This is a genomic window from Pseudomonas sp. P39-UII1 (assembly GCF_039672635.1).
Classification (GTDB): Bacteria; Pseudomonadota; Gammaproteobacteria; order Pseudomonadales; family Pseudomonadaceae; genus Aquipseudomonas.
On the sequence record NZ_JBDFPP010000009.1, the window covers coordinates 177,403 to 192,614 of the forward strand.

General features: G+C 65.1%; 15 protein-coding genes. 6 read left to right on the forward strand and 9 right to left on the reverse strand.

Annotated features, from left to right (window positions below):
* Nucleotides 1-5 precede the first annotated feature (5 nt).
* Nucleotides 6-521 (reverse strand): dihydrofolate reductase, encoded by a 516-nt coding sequence (locus ABEH27_RS14245; protein ID WP_346614191.1) that lies wholly within the window; start codon nt 519-521, stop codon nt 6-8.
* Between the two features lie 54 nt (nt 522-575).
* On the opposite strand from ABEH27_RS14245, the gene ABEH27_RS14250 reads away from it, so the two are divergent.
* A complete protein-coding gene (locus ABEH27_RS14250; protein WP_346614192.1) occupies nt 576-1,967 on the forward strand; it encodes a DUF2868 domain-containing protein in 1,392 nt (463 codons plus the stop codon).
* A complete protein-coding gene (locus ABEH27_RS14255) occupies nt 1,960-3,324 on the forward strand; it encodes a GTPase/DUF3482 domain-containing protein (protein ID WP_346614193.1) in 1,365 nt (454 codons plus the stop codon). The genes ABEH27_RS14250 and ABEH27_RS14255 overlap by 8 nt, the downstream gene beginning before the upstream one ends.
* A 103-nt stretch (nt 3,325-3,427) precedes the next feature.
* On the opposite strand, the gene ABEH27_RS14260 is transcribed toward ABEH27_RS14255, so the two are convergent.
* The 5 genes from ABEH27_RS14260 to ABEH27_RS14280 form a co-directional block, all read right to left on the reverse strand.
* The gene (locus ABEH27_RS14260; protein ID WP_346614194.1) at nt 3,428-4,453 is read right to left on the reverse strand and encodes a putative 2-aminoethylphosphonate ABC transporter substrate-binding protein; all 1,026 of its coding nucleotides are present in this window, start codon (nt 4,451-4,453) and stop codon (nt 3,428-3,430) included.
* Between the two features lie 30 nt (nt 4,454-4,483).
* The gene (locus ABEH27_RS14265; protein ID WP_346614195.1) at nt 4,484-6,208 is read right to left on the reverse strand and encodes a putative 2-aminoethylphosphonate ABC transporter permease subunit; all 1,725 of its coding nucleotides are present in this window, start codon (nt 6,206-6,208) and stop codon (nt 4,484-4,486) included.
* A gap of 1 nt (nt 6,209) precedes the next feature.
* A complete protein-coding gene (locus ABEH27_RS14270) occupies nt 6,210-7,268 on the reverse strand; it encodes a putative 2-aminoethylphosphonate ABC transporter ATP-binding protein (RefSeq protein WP_346614196.1) in 1,059 nt (352 codons plus the stop codon).
* A gap of 216 nt (nt 7,269-7,484) precedes the next feature.
* Complete coding sequence (locus tag ABEH27_RS14275; protein ID WP_346614197.1) at nt 7,485-8,354, reverse strand: LysR family transcriptional regulator; 870 nt, start codon at nt 8,352-8,354, stop codon at nt 7,485-7,487.
* A 9-nt stretch (nt 8,355-8,363) separates the two neighbouring features.
* Complete coding sequence (locus ABEH27_RS14280; RefSeq protein ID WP_346614198.1) at nt 8,364-10,622, reverse strand: heavy metal translocating P-type ATPase; 2,259 nt, start codon at nt 10,620-10,622, stop codon at nt 8,364-8,366.
* An 83-nt stretch (nt 10,623-10,705) separates the two neighbouring features.
* Between ABEH27_RS14280 and cadR the strand changes: the two genes are divergently transcribed.
* The 3 genes from cadR to ABEH27_RS14295 all read left to right on the forward strand — a co-directional run bounded on the left by cadR (nt 10,706) and on the right by ABEH27_RS14295 (nt 11,601).
* On the forward strand, nt 10,706-11,149 hold the full coding sequence (cadR, locus tag ABEH27_RS14285; RefSeq protein ID WP_346614199.1) for a cadmium resistance transcriptional regulator CadR: 444 nt from the start codon (nt 10,706-10,708) through the stop codon (nt 11,147-11,149).
* Nucleotides 11,150-11,240: 91 nt separating this feature from the next.
* Nucleotides 11,241-11,384: a hypothetical protein gene (locus ABEH27_RS14290; protein ID WP_346614200.1), complete on the forward strand. Its 144-nt coding sequence runs from the start codon at nt 11,241-11,243 to the stop codon at nt 11,382-11,384.
* A gap of 19 nt (nt 11,385-11,403) precedes the next feature.
* Complete coding sequence (locus tag ABEH27_RS14295; RefSeq protein WP_346614201.1) at nt 11,404-11,601, forward strand: hypothetical protein; 198 nt, start codon at nt 11,404-11,406, stop codon at nt 11,599-11,601.
* A gap of 50 nt (nt 11,602-11,651) precedes the next feature.
* Here the strand turns inward: ABEH27_RS14295 and ABEH27_RS14300 are convergent, their stop codons facing one another.
* The 3 genes from ABEH27_RS14300 to ABEH27_RS14310 are packed head-to-tail and all read right to left on the reverse strand — an operon-like array spanning nt 11,652 to nt 14,280.
* Nucleotides 11,652-12,623: a thymidylate synthase gene (locus tag ABEH27_RS14300; protein ID WP_346614202.1), complete on the reverse strand. Its 972-nt coding sequence runs from the start codon at nt 12,621-12,623 to the stop codon at nt 11,652-11,654.
* A 48-nt stretch (nt 12,624-12,671) separates the two neighbouring features.
* Nucleotides 12,672-13,481, reverse strand: coding sequence for a prolipoprotein diacylglyceryl transferase (gene lgt, locus ABEH27_RS14305; RefSeq protein WP_346614203.1), 810 nt, complete (start codon nt 13,479-13,481; stop codon nt 12,672-12,674).
* A 16-nt stretch (nt 13,482-13,497) separates the two neighbouring features.
* Nucleotides 13,498-14,280 (reverse strand): sulfite exporter TauE/SafE family protein, encoded by a 783-nt coding sequence (locus ABEH27_RS14310; protein ID WP_346614204.1) that lies wholly within the window; start codon nt 14,278-14,280, stop codon nt 13,498-13,500.
* A gap of 130 nt (nt 14,281-14,410) precedes the next feature.
* On the opposite strand from ABEH27_RS14310, the gene ABEH27_RS14315 reads away from it, so the two are divergent.
* Complete coding sequence (locus ABEH27_RS14315; protein WP_346614205.1) at nt 14,411-15,157, forward strand: NRDE family protein; 747 nt, start codon at nt 14,411-14,413, stop codon at nt 15,155-15,157.
* Nucleotides 15,158-15,212 lie beyond the last annotated feature (55 nt).

Here is a 15,212-nt window from a genome sequence, read left to right on the forward strand (position 1 = left end):
CAGCATCACACCTTGTTCCACACCTCGAAGTGATACGCAGGCTTGCCGGCCTCTGCCTGCGCTTCACTCGATGCCAGTTGCCACTGCCCCTTGTCGAACGCGGGGAACCACGCATCGCCTTCCGGTTCAAGCTCCACCCGGGTCAGGTACATGCGGCTCACCACGCCCTTCTCCAGCGCCTGTGCATACAGCTGCGCGCCGCCGATCAGCATCAGCTCCTCCACGCCCTGTACGCGTGCCCACTGCTCGGCGCGCACAATTGCGTCTTCCAGCGAGGCGAAAACCTCGGCGCCGGCCAGTTGCAGGCCCGGTTGGCGGCTGACCACGATATTCAAACGCCCCGGCAGCGGCCGGCCGAGCGAGTCCCAGGTCTTGCGGCCCATGATGATCGGCTTGCCCAGGGTGGTGGCCTTGAAGTACTTGAAGTCCCCCGGCAAGTGCCAGGGCATGGAGTTGTCGATGCCGATCACGCGGTTCTCGGCGAGCGCCGCAATCAGGCTGAGGGGAAGTGAAGTGGTCATGCCGGCGAGGATAGCAAACCCGCGGTGGGTTATGCTTCTGCCCTGAACCGTGCAATGGAAGACCTTGTGACTGGACCGACTCCACTGGACACGCGCTGGCTCACCGAAGCGGTACGCCTGCGCGAGGAACACGCCGGCCCCCTGGAGGACCAGGAAGCCAACCGCCACGCACGCCAACAGGGTGGCGACCTGGCCACGCGCATAGAGGCGCGCGCACTGTTCCTGGCCGAACGTGACGGCATGACCACCGCCCTGCTTCACTGGAAGCAAGGCGCGCGCCTGGCGCTGCTGGCGTTGCTGCTGCTGGCCGTGATCAGCGGCGCGGGCCTGGCCTTTGCCGCCCTTGGCGATGGGCAGCGCCCGGTCAACGTATTCTGGGCGTTGGGCAGCCTGCTCGGGCTGAACCTGCTGATGCTGCTGGGTTGGGCTGCGGGCCTTATCTTGAGCGGCGAACACGGCGCCAGCCTTGGGCGCCTGTGGTTGTGGCTGAGCGAACGTTTTGCCCGCGATGCCAAGGCCGCGCACCTGGCGCCAGCATTGCTGGTGCTGTTGCAACGCCAGCGCCTGAACCGTTGGCTGTTGGGCCTGCTGGTGCACAGCTTATGGGCCCTGGCCATGCTCAGTGCGCTGGCGCTGCTGCTGGCGCTGCTCGCCACCCGGCGCTATGGCTTCGTCTGGGAAACCACCCTGCTCGCTGCAGAGCCCTTTGTACAGCTGACTCAAACCCTCGGCGCGCTGCCCTCGCTGCTCGGCTTCGCCGTGCCGGACGAGAGCATGATCCGCACCAGCGGCGACGCCCTGCCGGCTCTGGATGTGGCCCGCCAGGCCTGGGCCAGCTGGTTGCTCGGCGTGGTACTGGTGTATGGCCTGCTGCCGCGCCTGATACTGGCCGGGCTGTGCCTGTGGCGCTGGCGCCAGGGTCGTGAACGCCTGGCCCTGGACCTCAGCCTGCCCGGTTACGCCCAACTGCGCGAAGCACTGATGCCACGCAGTGAGCGTATCGGCGTGCAGGACGCAGCCCCGCAAGCCCTGCCGCAGTTCGAGGCCGGCCAGTTGGAAACCGGCAGCAGCGGTGCCCTGCTGGTCGGGCTGGAGCTGGACGACCAGCGCCCATGGCCACCTGCGCTGCCCAAAAGTGTGACCGATGCCGGCGTGCTCGACAGCCGCGAATCGCGCAATCGCCTGCTGGAACAGCTCAGCCGCTTCCCCCCGGCGCGCCTGGCCATCGCCTGCGACCCCCGCCGCTCGCCCGACCGTGGCAGCCTGGCATTGCTGGCGGAGCTGGCGCGCAACGCCGCGGCCACGCGCATCTGGTTACTGCAGGCGGCACCCGGCCAGGCCCTGGACGCCGAGCGCCTGGGCGACTGGCACGAAGCACTGGACCGCCTCGGCCTGCCCCACGCTGAAACCTCACCGCTGACCTGGCTGGAGCATGGCCATGACTGAGCCGCTGAAACTGGCCGTGGTCGGCCACACCAATGTCGGCAAGACCTCGTTGCTGCGCACGCTTACCCGCGATGTGGGCTTCGGCGAGGTCTCCCATCGCCCAAGCACCACTCGCCACGTCGAAGGCGCACGCCTGTCGGTGGACGGCGAAGCGCTGCTCGAACTCTACGACACCCCTGGCCTGGAAGATGCCATTGCCCTGCTCGATTACCTGGAGCGCCTGGAGCGCCCGGGCGAGCGCCTCGACGGCCCGGCTCGCCTGGAGCGCTTTCTGCAAGGCAGCGAGGCGCGCCAGCGCTTCGAGCAGGAGGCCAAGGTGCTGCGCCAGTTGCTGGCCAGCAACGCCGGGCTGTATGTGATCGACGCCCGCGAGCCGGTGCTGGCCAAGTACCGCGACGAACTGGAAGTGCTGGCCAGTTGCGGCAAACCGCTGCTGCCGGTGCTCAACTTCGTCGCCAGCAGCCAGCACCGCGAGCCCGAATGGCGTGATGCCCTGGCCCGCCTGGGCCTGCATGCGCTGGTGCGGTTCGACAGCGTGGCGCCCCCGGAAGATGGCGAACGCCGCCTTTACGAAAGCCTGGCCTTGCTGCTGGAGGACGCCCGCCCGGCCCTGCAACGGTTGATCGACGACCAACAGGCGCAACGCCTCGCCCGCCAACAAAGCGGCAAGCGGCTGATCGCCGAGTTGCTGCTGGACTGCGCCGCTTGCCGGCGCAGCGTTGCAGCCGAACCTGCTGCCGAGGCTCAGGCTATCGAAGCACTGCGCCAGGATGTACGCCAGCGTGAACAGCGCTGTGTAGAAGCGTTGCTCAAGCTCTATGCGTTTCGCCGCGAGGATGCCAATGCCGCTGACCTGCCGTTGCTGGACGGGCGCTGGGGCGATGACTTGTTCAACCCGGAAACGTTGAAGTTGCTCGGCGTACGCCTGGGCAGCGGCGTGGCGGCGGGGGCTGCGGCCGGAGCGGGCGTCGACTTGCTGGTCGGCGGCCTGACGCTAGGGGCTGCCGCGCTGGCCGGCGCCATTGCCGGGGGGGCGCTGCAGACCGCACGCAATTATGGCTCACGGCTGATGGGCAAACTGAAGGGGCAGCGAGAGCTGACCGTGGACGATACAGTGCTGCGGCTGTTGGCCCTGCGCCAGCAACAGTTGATGGCTGCGCTGGACAGCCGTGGGCATGCCGCGCAGAACAGCATTCGCCTCGGTGAGCTGGATGAAAAAGCCTGGCGCGAAGGCAAGCTGCCCGAGGCTTTGAACAAGGCGCGGGCGCATCCGCAGTGGTCGACGCTCAACCCGGGGGCGCGGGTGAATCAGGCTGAGCGGCAGGAACAGCTGGAGGCACTGGTTTTGCAGATTTGAGGGTGCCGGTCAGGGCCTCTTCGCGGGCAAGCCCGCTCCTACAGGCGCAGGCTTGCCCGCGAAGAGGCCGGCTCAGGCAGCCGGGATATCGTCCATCGGCCAATTACTGCTGAGCGACCTTCTCCGACTTGCCGTCATAGCGCTTGCGCCACTCGGCCAGGATCTCGTCACGGTGCCTGGAGGCCCAGGCGAAATCGTTCTTGATCAGCCGCTGTTCATAGTCGGCCGGCAGCTCGGTCTGCGGCTTGGCGATGCCCGGGGCGGCGAGCACGGCGAAGTTTTCCTTGTACAGCTCCATGGCCGCAGGGCTTGCCGAGAAGTCGGCCAGCCGCTTGGCGGCTTCGGCCTTCGGCGAGCCTTTGATCAGCGCGGTCGCCTCGATCTCCCAGCCTAGCCCTTCCTTGGGCAATACGATGTCCAACGGGGCACCCTGGCGCTTGAGCTGCACGGCCGGATACTCGAACGAAATACCGATGGGGAATTCGCCCGCCGCCGCCAGCTTGCACGGCTTGGAACCGGAGTGGACATACTGGCCGATGTTCTGGTGCAGAGCATCCATGTAGGCCCAGCCCTGCGGTTCGCCGAAGGTCTGCAGCCAGGCGCTCACGTCCAGGAAGCCGGTGCCGGACGAGGCCGGGTTGGGCATGACGATCTTGCCCTTGTACTCCGGCTTGGTCAGGTCCTGCCAGCTCACCGGTTTGCTCAGGCCCTGCTTCTCGGCCTCGATGGTGTTGAAGCAGATGGTCGCCGCCCACACGTCCATGCCGACCCAGGCCGGCGGGTTGGCGGCGTCGCGGTAGTTGGCGGAGATCTTGCCAAGGTCCTTCGGTGCGTAGGCTTCGAGCATGCCATTCTGGTCGAGAATGGCCAGGCTGGAGGCAGCCAGGCCCCACACCGCGTCCGCCTGCGGGCGGTCTTTCTCGGCCAGCAGCTTGGCCGTGATGATGCCGGTGGAGTCACGCACCCACTTGATCTCGATGTCCGGGTTGGCCTTTTCGAAGGCTTGCTTGTAGCTCCTGAGCTGCTCGGCTTCCAGGGCGGTGTAGACGGTCAGCTGCGTGCTGGCGGCCGAAGCCTGCAGGCTGAATACGGCGGATACGGCAGCGGCAAGTGCGAGGGGCTTGAACATGATGCGGTTCCTGTCAGTGTGGGCAGTCGGTCAATGGCCAGGCGCGCGCTGGCGCCAGGCCTGGGAGCGGCGCAGCAGGCCGCGGGATGCACCGGCCAGCAACAAGGAGGCAGTGGCGCTGGTCAGCAGAATCAGGGTGGACATGGCGGCAGCGCCGCCGACGTTACCGGCATCGTCCATGTTCAGCACGGCGACGGCGGCAAGGATGGTGTCGGGGCTGTACAGGAAGATCGCTGCCGAGACGGTGGTCATCGCCGAGACGAACAGGTAGCGGATGATGTCCAGCAACGCGGGCAGGCAGATCGGCACGGTGACCCGCACGAAGTGCTTGTACAGCGGCGCCTTGAGTGACAGCGCGGCGGCCTCGAACTCACCGTCGAGCTGGCGTAGCGCGGTGGTGGCGGTCATCTGCGCAGTGGTCAGGTAATGGGCGATGGTGCACACCACCAGCAGCCCCATGCTGCCGTAGAACACATGCAATGGGTTGCCGTTGAGGTTGAAGAAGAAGACATAACCCAGCCCCAGCACCAGGCCGGGCACCGCCATGGGGATGAAGCTGAGCAGGCGCAGGGCTTGGTTGAGCAGGCGCTGGCCCTGGGTCTTCTCCATCAGGTAGGCACCCGCAAAGATCACCAGGCTGCCGATCAGCGCCGTGGCGATGGCCATGGTCACGCTGTTGCGATACGCCAGCCAGCCACCCCCTGCGGTGTCCTCGAACATGTAGTGCTTGAGCGACAAGGTCATGTTGTAAGGCCAGAAGGTGACCAGCGACGAGTACACCGCCATGCCGATCACCCCGAGCAGCACTGCGCATACCAGCATCACGATGGCCAGGTAGCAGGCATCACGGCTGCGCGAGGGCTTGGGCTCGAACGCCTGGGCACGGCCGCTCATGGCATCGCCTTGGCGGCGGCGCAGCCAGGCGTCGACGGCAAAGCTCAGCAAGGCGGGCACCAGCAGCACCATGCCGATCAACGCGCCACGGCCGAACTGCTGCTGGCCGACCACCGCTTTATAGGCCTCCAGCGCCAGCACCTGATAATCGCCACCGACCACCACAGGTACTCCAAAGTCGGTGATGGTGAGGGTGAACACCAGGCAGAACGCCGCGAACACGGCCTGGCGCGTAGCCGGCCAGGTAATGCTGCGAAACGCCCGCCACGGCCCGGCGCCCATGCTGGAGGCAGCATCGAACAGGCGGGCATCGGCCAGCGACAAGGACGAGAGCAGGATCATCAGCGCATGCGGAAAGGTGTAGATGGCTTCGCCCAGGACGATGCCCCAAAAGCCATAGATGTTGTCGCTGAGCAGCCCGCGCAGCAGCCCTTGGTTACCGAACAGATAGACCAGCGCAATGGCGGGCAACATCGATGGCGCCAGCAGCGGCAGCAGCGAGATCCCCCGCCACACGCCTTTGGCCGGGATCAGCGTACGCTGCAAGGCGTAAGCGAACAGATACGCCAGCGGTACCACAATCGCGGCAACGGTGGAGGCCACCGCCAGGCTATTGCCGAGCAGCCAGTGGAAGTTCTCGCTGGCAAACAGTTCACGGGCCGCCAGCAGGCCGCCGCCCTGGCCGGCGTCGCCACTGAAGCCACGCCAGAAGATCGCCAGCAATGGCATCAGCACCGCCAGCAATAGCAGAATCAGCAGCAGGCTCTTGCCACCGACGACGAACAGCCGATCACCCAGCGCGACATCGTTGCGCGCTGCGGGCTTGGCCTGGGTGAGCGGCAGGGACATTGGCGCGGCCATCTCAGGCAAACACCTGCAGGCTCTGTGGCGGCAGCGCCACCCAGATGTCCTGCGAGCCCAGGCGCGGCATGGCTTCTGGGGTCAGCTCGGCCAGCAGGCAATGCCCTGGCAGGGCTTCGAGTTCGAAGCTCATGCGGCAGCGGTTACCGAGGAAAGTGATTTCGTGGACCTTGGCCGGGAACAGGTTTTCTTCGTGCATCACCGGGTTGACGGTGATCGCCTCCGGGCGGCAGAACAAGCGGCCGCTGCTGGCACGCGGCGCACCGGGGGCCAGGCGCATGCGCATGGCGCCAACCTGGGCATGGCTGTCGCCAGTGCGCTGGAACGGTAGCCAGTTGCCCTGGCCGACGAATTCGGCAACGAACGGCGTGGCCGGTTGATCGTAGATCTCCTGCGGCGTGGCGTATTGCTCGACCTGGCCGTTGTTCATCACCGCGATGCGGTCGGCCATGAGCATGGCTTCGTCCTGGTTGTGGGTGACCATCAGCGTGGTGATGCCCAGTTGGCGCTGCAACTGGCGCAACTCGGTGCACAGGTGCTCACGCACACGCGCATCCAGCGCCGACATCGGCTCATCAAGCAACAGCAGCGAAGGCGACGGAGCCAGCGCGCGGGCCAGGGCCACGCGTTGCTGCTGACCACCGGAGAGCTGGCCGGGGTACTTCTTTTCGCTGCCGGCCAGGCCCACCAGTTCGAGCATTTCGGCCACACGCTGGCGGCTCTGGTAACGGCTGCTGCCGGCCAGGCCGTAGGCGATGTTGGCCTCGACGGTGAGGTTGGGGAACAGCGCGTAGGACTGGAACAGGATGCCGTAGTCACGGGCCTGGGGCGGCAGTTCGGAGATATCGCGCTCGCCGATGTACAGCTCACCACGGTCCTGGCGCTCAAGCCCGGCGATGCAGCGCAGCAGGGTGGTCTTGCCGCAACCCGAAGGGCCGAGCAGGCAGACCAGTTCGCCGGCGGCGATATCCAGGGAGACATCGTTCAGCGCCGTGAAGGCGCCGAAACGCTTGTGGATGCCGCGCACTTTCATGTGTGCGCCTGGGGTAGCGGGGTTCATGGCGAGGCCTCATCGAACGGATGGGGCCATGCTAGGAAGGCTGTGCGAAGGTTCTGTGGCGTTCAGGCAAAAGCGGGTGATAGTGGTATAGGCAGACTTTGTAGTGGCCTGGAGGCCCTATCGCCGGCAAGCCGGCTCCCACAGGTTCACCACAGCTCTCCAAGCCAGTGGGCTACCTGTGGGAGTGGGCTTGCCGGCGATAGGGCCGCCGCACATCTAGAACCGTGAACCCACCACTTCCTGCGCCACCCCTAGGAAAGCCGCCGGCAGTCGGGCCTGGCGCCGCTCCTTCAGGCAGTACAGGTACTCGTGCATCAGCGGTGCATTATCCAGCGTCAGCACTCGCAACTCCGGGTTGTGCGGCACCTCGTGCCGGGCAATTACGCTGATGCCGATATTGCGCAACACCGCCTCGCGGATCGACTCGCGGCTGCCGATCTCCAGCAACGCCGAGGCCTTCACACCGGCATCCGCCATCATCTGTTCGGTCAGCTTGCGAGTGGTCGAGCCCTTTTCGCGCATCAGCAGGCAGTGCCCCGCCACCACGTCGATGGACACCGCCTGGCGGTGCGCCAACGGATGATTGCGATGCATGGCCACCACCAGCGGGTCGGTCCCCAGCACGCGCCGTACCAGGCGGGCGTCTTCAAGCAACTGCGACGATGCGGCGATATCCACACGGTAATCCTCGAGCATCTCCAGCACCTGCTGCGAGTTGCCGATCTCAACCGCCACTTCCACCTGGGGCAGACGCTCGCGGAAGATCTTCACCAGGTCGAGGATGTAATAAGGCGCGGTGGCGGCAATACGCAGGCTACCCTGGGAGTGGCCGCTGTTGCGCAGTTCGAACTCGATGTCGGCCTCCTGCTGCAGCAGCGCCTTGACCATCGGCAGCAGGCGCACGCCCTCCTCGCTCAACACCAGGCGCCGGCCACCGCGGTAGAACAGCTCTACCGCGTACTGGCTCTCCAGGTTACGGACCTGCGTGGTCACCGTCGGCTGGCTTAGCCCAAGCTTCTTCGCCGCCAGGGTGATGCTGCCCAGGCGGGCCACCATGTAGAAAGCTTTGAGCTCGGCGCTCAGCATTGCATGACCTCATTTGCGCAACAGGCGCAGACCGTTGAACACCACCAGCAGGCTGACGCCCATGTCGGCGAACACCGCCATCCACAGGGTGGCCATGCCGGCAAAGGTGATCGCCAGGAATATGGCCTTGATGCCCAACGCCAGAACGATGTTCTGCGTCAGGATCGCCGCACTTTGGCGCGACAGCCTGACGAACGCCGGGATTTTGCGCAAGTCGTCATCCATCAGCGCCACGTCGGCGGTCTCGATGGCGGTGTCGGTACCGGCAGCGGCCATGGCAAACCCGATCTCGGCACGGGCCAGGGCCGGCGCATCGTTGATGCCGTCCCCCACCATGCCCACCCGGTGGCCCTGGGCATACAGCTGCTCGATGGTGGTCAGTTTGTCGGCAGGCAACAGGTTGCCCTCGGCCCGGTCGATGCCGACCTGGGCAGCGATGGCCTGGGCGGTATGCGGATTGTCGCCGGTCAGCATGACCGTCTTGATGCCCAGCGCGTGCAACTCGGCAATGGCCTGGCGGCTGGTGTCCTTGACCGTGTCGGCCACGGCAAACAGTGCCAGCGGCCCAGAGCGGTCGAGCAACAGCACCACGGTCTTGCCCTGACGCTCAAGTTCATCCAGTTGCGCTTCGAGCTGCGGCGAGCACAGGCCTAACTCCTCCACCAGGCGATGGTTGCCCAGGTGGTAGGTGTGGCCGTCGATGTCGCCGCGCACGCCCCGCCCCGCCAGGGCGGCGAAGCCGCTGACCTCACTCAGGGCCAGCCCCTGCGCCTTGCCAAACTGGGCAATGGCAGCTGAAACCGGGTGGTCGGAGCGGTCGGCCAGGCTGGCCGCCAGTGCCTGGGCGCGGCCTTCGAACAGCGGGTCGAGTACCTTTGCATCGGTTTGCACCGGCTTGCCGTGGGTGAGGGTGCCGGTCTTGTCCAGGGCCAGGAAGTCCAGCTTGCGGCCCCCTTCCAGGTAGACGCCGCCCTTGATCAGGATACCCTTGCGCGCAGCTGCAGCCAGGCCGCTGACGATGGTCACAGGGGTAGAAATCACCAGCGCACACGGGCACGCCACCACCAGCAGTACCAGTGCGCGGTAGACCCAGTCGAACCAGGCGCCGGCCAGGAACAGGGGTGGGATGATCGCCACCGCCAAAGCCAGGGCGAACACCACCGGGGTATAGATGCGCGAGAATGCATCGACGAAACGCTGGGTAGGTGCACGGGCCCCCTGCGCTTCTTCGACGGCTTTGATGATCCGCGCCAAAGTGGAGTGCCCTGCGGCTGCAGTGACACGGTATTCCAAGGCGCCGGCCTGGTTGATGGTGCCGGCGAACAGCTTGTCGCCTGCAGCCTTGTCGACTGGCAGGCTTTCGCCGGTGATCGGCGCTTGATCGACGCTGGATTGCCCACTGCTCACTTCGCCATCCAGGCCGATACGCTCGCCGGGGCGTACCCGTACCTGCGCACCGAGCGCCACTTGGCGCACTTCAACCTCACGCCACTGGCCATCGGCCTGCTGCACCGTGGCCATGTCCGGCGTGAGCTGCATCAGCCCGCCAATGGCATTGCGGGCGCGGTCCAGGGAGCGCGTCTCGATCAATTCGGCGATGGTGAACAGCACCATGACCATCGCCGCCTCCGGCCACTGGCCGATCAGTACGGCGCCGGTCACGGCGATGCTCATCAGTGCGTTGATGTTGAGGTTACGGTTCTTCAGGGCAATCCAGCCCTTCTTGTAGGTGCCTAAACCACAACCGAGGATCGCCGCCAGCGCCAACGCCGCCACCACCCACTCCGGTGCCAGGGCGCTGAAGTGGACGATTTCGGCAGCGACCGCCGCAGCGCCGGACAGCGCCAGCGGCAACCAACGGGTTTTGACCGGTAGTGGCGCGGCAGCGCTGTCTTCCTGATCATCGGCCAAGGGTTCAGCCTTCATGCCCAGGCTGTCGATGGCCTGCTCGATGTCGACGGTGCCGGCCAGGGTGTGGCGCACGCCGAGCACGCGGTTGATCAGGTTGAATTCCAGCTGCTCGATACCGGCCAGCTTGCCCAGCTTGTCCTGGATCAGCGTCTGCTCGGTGGGGCAGTCCATGGCCTGAATACGAAAACGGCTGAGCCGGGCCGTATCGCTGGCCTTTTCGCTCAGTTGCACGAGGGCCGGTGCGGCACTGGAGCCGCAGCAGCTGTGAGCATGGGCGTCGTGGCAGTGGCTCTCGCCGCCATGCGCGTGGTCGTGGTCGTGCTCGTGCGAATGGTTGGGGCTGACAGGCTGGTTCATGGGGTCATCCTTAATGTACGCCTGTTGCCAAGTGAACACCCTGTAGCCACTATAGGGTCAAGCCACTTGCTGGAGATTTCGCAATGAAGATCGGAGAACTGGCCAAAGCCACCGACTGCGCCGTGGAAACCATCCGCTATTACGAGCGTGAACAGCTGCTGCCGGAGCCGGCGCGCACCGACGGCAACTATCGGCTGTACACCCAGGCCCATGTCGAGCGCCTGACCTTCATCCGCAACTGCCGCACCTTGGACATGACCCTGGACGAAATCCGCAGCCTGCTGCGCCTGCGCGACAGCCCGGAAGGCTCATGCGGCAGCGTCAATGCATTGATCGACGAGCACATCGAGCATGTGCAGGCGCGCATCGACGGGTTGGTCGCATTGCAGGAACAACTGATGGAATTGCGTCGGCGCTGCAATGCCCAGGGCACAGAATGCGCAATCTTGCAGCAGTTGGAGGTCAACGGCGCGGTCACGGTGCCTGAGGGCGAGCCCTCCCATGTCGGCCGCAGCCACGGCCACTGATAGCACTGTGCTTCTAGGGCATCAGCCCTACAGTCACCTGTGGGTGATGGGCAGATAATCGGGGGGCTTTTCTCAACAGGGAGTACTACCGATGAGCACAACCCTTGGCGCACTACGTGAACTGAGCGAAGAGGAAGCCGAACAGGCAAGCGGCGGCGAGCACCGCCCCAGCGACCCGCCGCTGCAGTTTCCCGAATGGCCTGACGATCTGTTCGGTTGGACCGGTGACCTCTGACCACACAGGAGTGACAACCATGCCTTGCGAAACCCTGCCTACCCCACGCACGCTCAGCAGCGAAGAGCTGGAGCTGGTCGCTGGCGGCCATGATGCGACCATCATGCCGGTGGTTCCACCGGTGACCCTCAAGCCCGACGTGCCGCCACCGCACTTGCCGCGCGTGCCGGATGTACCGCCGCCGAATGACATCCGAGGGCCGAACATTCCGCTCTGAAGGATGCCCCGCAGCCCATCACCGTCGGCGATGGGCTGCCGGCGTGTCGATCAAACCGCCATCGGCGCCGTCATCGGCGCGTGGTGCTCATACCCTTCCAGGCTGAAGTCGCTCGGTTCGATCTTCTCCAGCCACTCCGGCTCGTACCTGCCGGTCTCGGCAAACGCCGGCACGCGGTCGCTGATCACCAGCTTCGGCGCTTCCAGCGGCTCGCGCTTGAGCTGCTCGTTGAGCATGTCCAGGTGGTTCTCGTACACATGAGCGTCGCCGATGAAGTAGGTGAACCAGCGCGGTGTATAACCGGTCAGGCGGCCGAACAGCGACAGCAGCGCCGCGCCTTCGGTCAGGTTGAACGGCGTGCCCAGGCCCAGGTCATTGGAACGGATGTAAAGGGTCAGGGAGATTTCCCTGGTCTCGACGTTCGGGTGGAACTGGTACAGCAAGTGGCACGGCGGCAGCGCCATTTCGTCCAGCTGGGCGCAGTTCCAGCCGTGGAACAGGATGCGGCGGCTGCCCGGGTCGTTGGCGATGGTGTCCAGGCACTGACGTACCTGGTCGATGGCCTTGTACAGGATGACGAACGCCTGGCCGTCTTCCTCGTCCTGGGCAATCTTGCGGAAGCCGGCTTTTTCAGCCATCGCGATAGCTGCCGGGTTGTTCAGCGGAACGCGCTTGTAGCCCGGCCACTGGCGCCATTGCACGCCGTATATTTCGCCGAGGTCGTCATGGCCCTGGCGGAACGGGTTGGCCAACCACTGGGCATTCTCGTTGGCGTTCTGGTCCCAGACCTTGCAGCCCAGCTCGCGGAACTCACCGGCGTTTTTCACGCCCCGCAGGAAGCCGACCATCTCGCCGATTGCCGACTTGAACGCCAGCTTGCGGGTAGTGATAGCCGGGAAGCCCTTCTGCAGGTCGAAACGCAGCATGGCACCTGGCAAGCTGATGGTACGGATGCCGGTGCGGTTTTCCTGCAGGGTGCCGTTTTCGATGACGTCGCGGACCAGATCTAGATACTGTTTCATGACTTTCCTGTAACAAGAACGGCAGGGGGATCGCCCCTGCCGTGAAAATCATACGGCTGGTTTTGCCGTAGGTTTGCGGTTGTAGGCCAACCAGATCAAGAACAGGCCACCGGCGATCATCGGCACGCAGAGTAATTGACCCATGGTCAGCCAGCCGAAGGCGATGTAGCCAAGCTGGGCGTCAGGCACTCGCACGAACTCCACGATAAACCGGAAAATCCCGTAGAACAGCGCGAACATGCCGGAAACGGCCATGGTCGGGCGCGGTTTGCGCGAGTACAACCAGAGAATCACGAATAATGCCACACCTTCCAGGGCAAACTGGTACAGCTGCGACGGATGACGGGGCAACTGGGCCGGGTCGCTGAACGGCGGGAAGACCATCGCCCACGGCACGTCGGTTGCCTTGCCCCACAGCTCGGCATTGATGAAGTTGCCGATACGCCCTGCACCCAGGCCAATCGGCACCAGCGGGGCGACGAAGTCCATGAGCTCGAAGAACGACTTGTTGTTGCGCTTGCCGAACCACAGCGCCGCCAGCATCACGCCGATGAAGCCACCGTGGAACGACATGCCGCCCTTCCACACCTCGAAGATCAGCGTCGGGTTGGCCAGGTAGGCATGCAGGTCGTAGAACAGCACGTAACCCAGGCGCCCGCCGACGATCACCCCCATCGACAACCAGAACACCAGGTCGGAGAGCTTTTCACGCGACCAGGTGGGGTCGAAACGGTTGAGCCGGCGCGAAGCCAGCAACCAGGCGCCGCCGATACCGATCAGGTACATCAGGCCGTACCAGTGGATTTTCAGTGGCCCGAGGGCCACGGCCACGGGGTCTATCTGCGGGTAAGGCAGCATGCATATTCCTCTCGTTTCAAATCAGAAAGCTCAGGCCAACGCAGAACAGCAGCGCGGCGAACAGACGCTTGAGCAGGCGCGGCGACAACTTGTGCGCCAGGCGCGCGCCGAAGCGGGCAAAAAACATGCTGGTCAGGGCAATGCCGACCAGCGCTGGCAGGTACACGTAGCCTACGCTGTGGGCAGGCAGGTGTTCTTCATGCCAGCCCAGCCACATGAAGCTCAGGGCGCTGGCGATGGCGATCGGCAGGCCGCAGGCCGACGAGGTGGCCACTGCCTGCTGCATCGGCAGGCTGCGCCAGGTCAGGAACGGCACGGTCAACGACCCACCGCCGATACCGAAGATCGCCGATGCCCAGCCGATCACCCCACCGGCACCGATCAGCGCAGGCTTGCCAGGGATGCCACGGCTGGCCTTGGGTTTGAGGTCCAAGGCCATCTGCGCCGCGATGATCAGCGCGAATACGCCAATGATCTTCTGCAACTGCGGGCCCTGGATCAGCGAGGCGGTCTTGGCCCCCACACCGGCGCCGAGCAGGATACCGACGGTCATCCAGGCGAAGATCGGCCATTGCACCGCGCCCCGGCGATGGTGCTCGAGCACGGCGTTGATGGAGGTGAAGACGATGGTTGCCAGCGAAGTACCGACCGCCAGGTGGGTAAGCACCGAGGCGTCGAAGCCCTGCAGGGTGAAGCTGAACACCAGAACCGGCACGATGATGATGCCGCCGCCCACGCCGAACAGCCCCGCCAGCACGCCTGCGCAGGCGCCCAATAGCAGATAGAGTGCGAACTCCATTCGTCGTCCCCGAGAAAAACAATCCGGCATGGTAACGGAAGCCGGGCACGAGGCTCTAGTGAACTCTGTGACAGGATGGATCGCCACCGCTGCAGTGGGTAGAGTGGCAGAAAACACAGAGGCCCAACCGATGTGCCTGATCGTATTCGCCTGGCGGCCGGGGCATGCCCTGCCGCTGATCGTGGCGGCCAACCGCGACGAGTTCTATGCCCGGCCCACTCAAGCCCTGACGGGCTGGGAAGATGCACCCGGCGTGCATGCCGGACGCGACCTGGAGGCTGGCGGCACATGGCTGGGCGTGGGGCCGCAGGGGCGGTTTGCCGCGCTGACCAACATTCGCGACCCGGGGCAACCCTTGGGTCCGCGCTCACGCGGCGAACTGGTGGCCGGGTATCTGCAGGGTGAACTTGGCGTCGAGGCCTACCTGGACCAGGTCGCAAGCCGCAGCAAACAGTATTCGGGGTTCAACCTGCTGGTGGGCGATGGGCGCCAGCTGGGGTACCTGCATGCTCGCGAAGCGGCTCCGCGCCTGCTGGCGCCTGGGGTGTACGGGCTTTCCAATGCCGGGCTGGATACGCCGTGGCCGAAACTGGTGAAGGCCCGCCGTGGGCTGGAGAGGTTGCTGGACTCAGCTGAACCGCAGCAACTGCTGGCGCTGCTGGCTGATGCTGAGCCGGCGTCGGACGGGGAACTGCCAGAAACTGGCGTGGGCCTGGCAACGGAAAAGCTGTTGTCGAGTGTGTTTATTGCCAGTCAGAACTATGGAACAAGGGCCAGTACAGTGCTGATTGTGGATGATCAGGGGAAACGACGGCTGACCGAACGCAGTTTCGGGCCGTTTGGCGGGCACCTTGGCGAGGTAGAGCTGCGGGTTTGAGGGTGTTTGTTCCGGCCCTTTCGCGGGGCAAGCCCGCTCCCACAATGTTCGGTGT

Bases quoted from the DNA above. Each gene is read 5' to 3' on its own strand.
- ABEH27_RS14245 (WP_346614191.1), bottom strand. From the start codon at position 521: ATGACCACTTCACTTCCCCTCAGCCTGATTGCGGCGCTCGCCGAGAAC.
- ABEH27_RS14250 (WP_346614192.1), top strand. From the start codon at position 576: ATGGAAGACCTTGTGACTGGACCGACTCCACTGGACACGCGCTGGCTC.
- ABEH27_RS14255 (WP_346614193.1), top strand. From the start codon at position 1,960: ATGACTGAGCCGCTGAAACTGGCCGTGGTCGGCCACACCAATGTCGGC.
- ABEH27_RS14260 (WP_346614194.1), bottom strand. From the start codon at position 4,453: ATGTTCAAGCCCCTCGCACTTGCCGCTGCCGTATCCGCCGTATTCAGC.
- ABEH27_RS14265 (WP_346614195.1), bottom strand. From the start codon at position 6,208: ATGGCCGCGCCAATGTCCCTGCCGCTCACCCAGGCCAAGCCCGCAGCG.
- ABEH27_RS14270 (WP_346614196.1), bottom strand. From the start codon at position 7,268: ATGAACCCCGCTACCCCAGGCGCACACATGAAAGTGCGCGGCATCCAC.
- ABEH27_RS14275 (WP_346614197.1), bottom strand. From the start codon at position 8,354: ATGCTGAGCGCCGAGCTCAAAGCTTTCTACATGGTGGCCCGCCTGGGC.
- ABEH27_RS14280 (WP_346614198.1), bottom strand. From the start codon at position 10,622: ATGAACCAGCCTGTCAGCCCCAACCATTCGCACGAGCACGACCACGAC.
- cadR (WP_346614199.1), top strand. From the start codon at position 10,706: ATGAAGATCGGAGAACTGGCCAAAGCCACCGACTGCGCCGTGGAAACC.
- ABEH27_RS14290 (WP_346614200.1), top strand. From the start codon at position 11,241: ATGAGCACAACCCTTGGCGCACTACGTGAACTGAGCGAAGAGGAAGCC.
- ABEH27_RS14295 (WP_346614201.1), top strand. From the start codon at position 11,404: ATGCCTTGCGAAACCCTGCCTACCCCACGCACGCTCAGCAGCGAAGAG.
- ABEH27_RS14300 (WP_346614202.1), bottom strand. From the start codon at position 12,623: ATGAAACAGTATCTAGATCTGGTCCGCGACGTCATCGAAAACGGCACC.
- lgt (WP_346614203.1), bottom strand. From the start codon at position 13,481: ATGCTGCCTTACCCGCAGATAGACCCCGTGGCCGTGGCCCTCGGGCCA.
- ABEH27_RS14310 (WP_346614204.1), bottom strand. From the start codon at position 14,280: ATGGAGTTCGCACTCTATCTGCTATTGGGCGCCTGCGCAGGCGTGCTG.
- ABEH27_RS14315 (WP_346614205.1), top strand. From the start codon at position 14,411: ATGTGCCTGATCGTATTCGCCTGGCGGCCGGGGCATGCCCTGCCGCTG.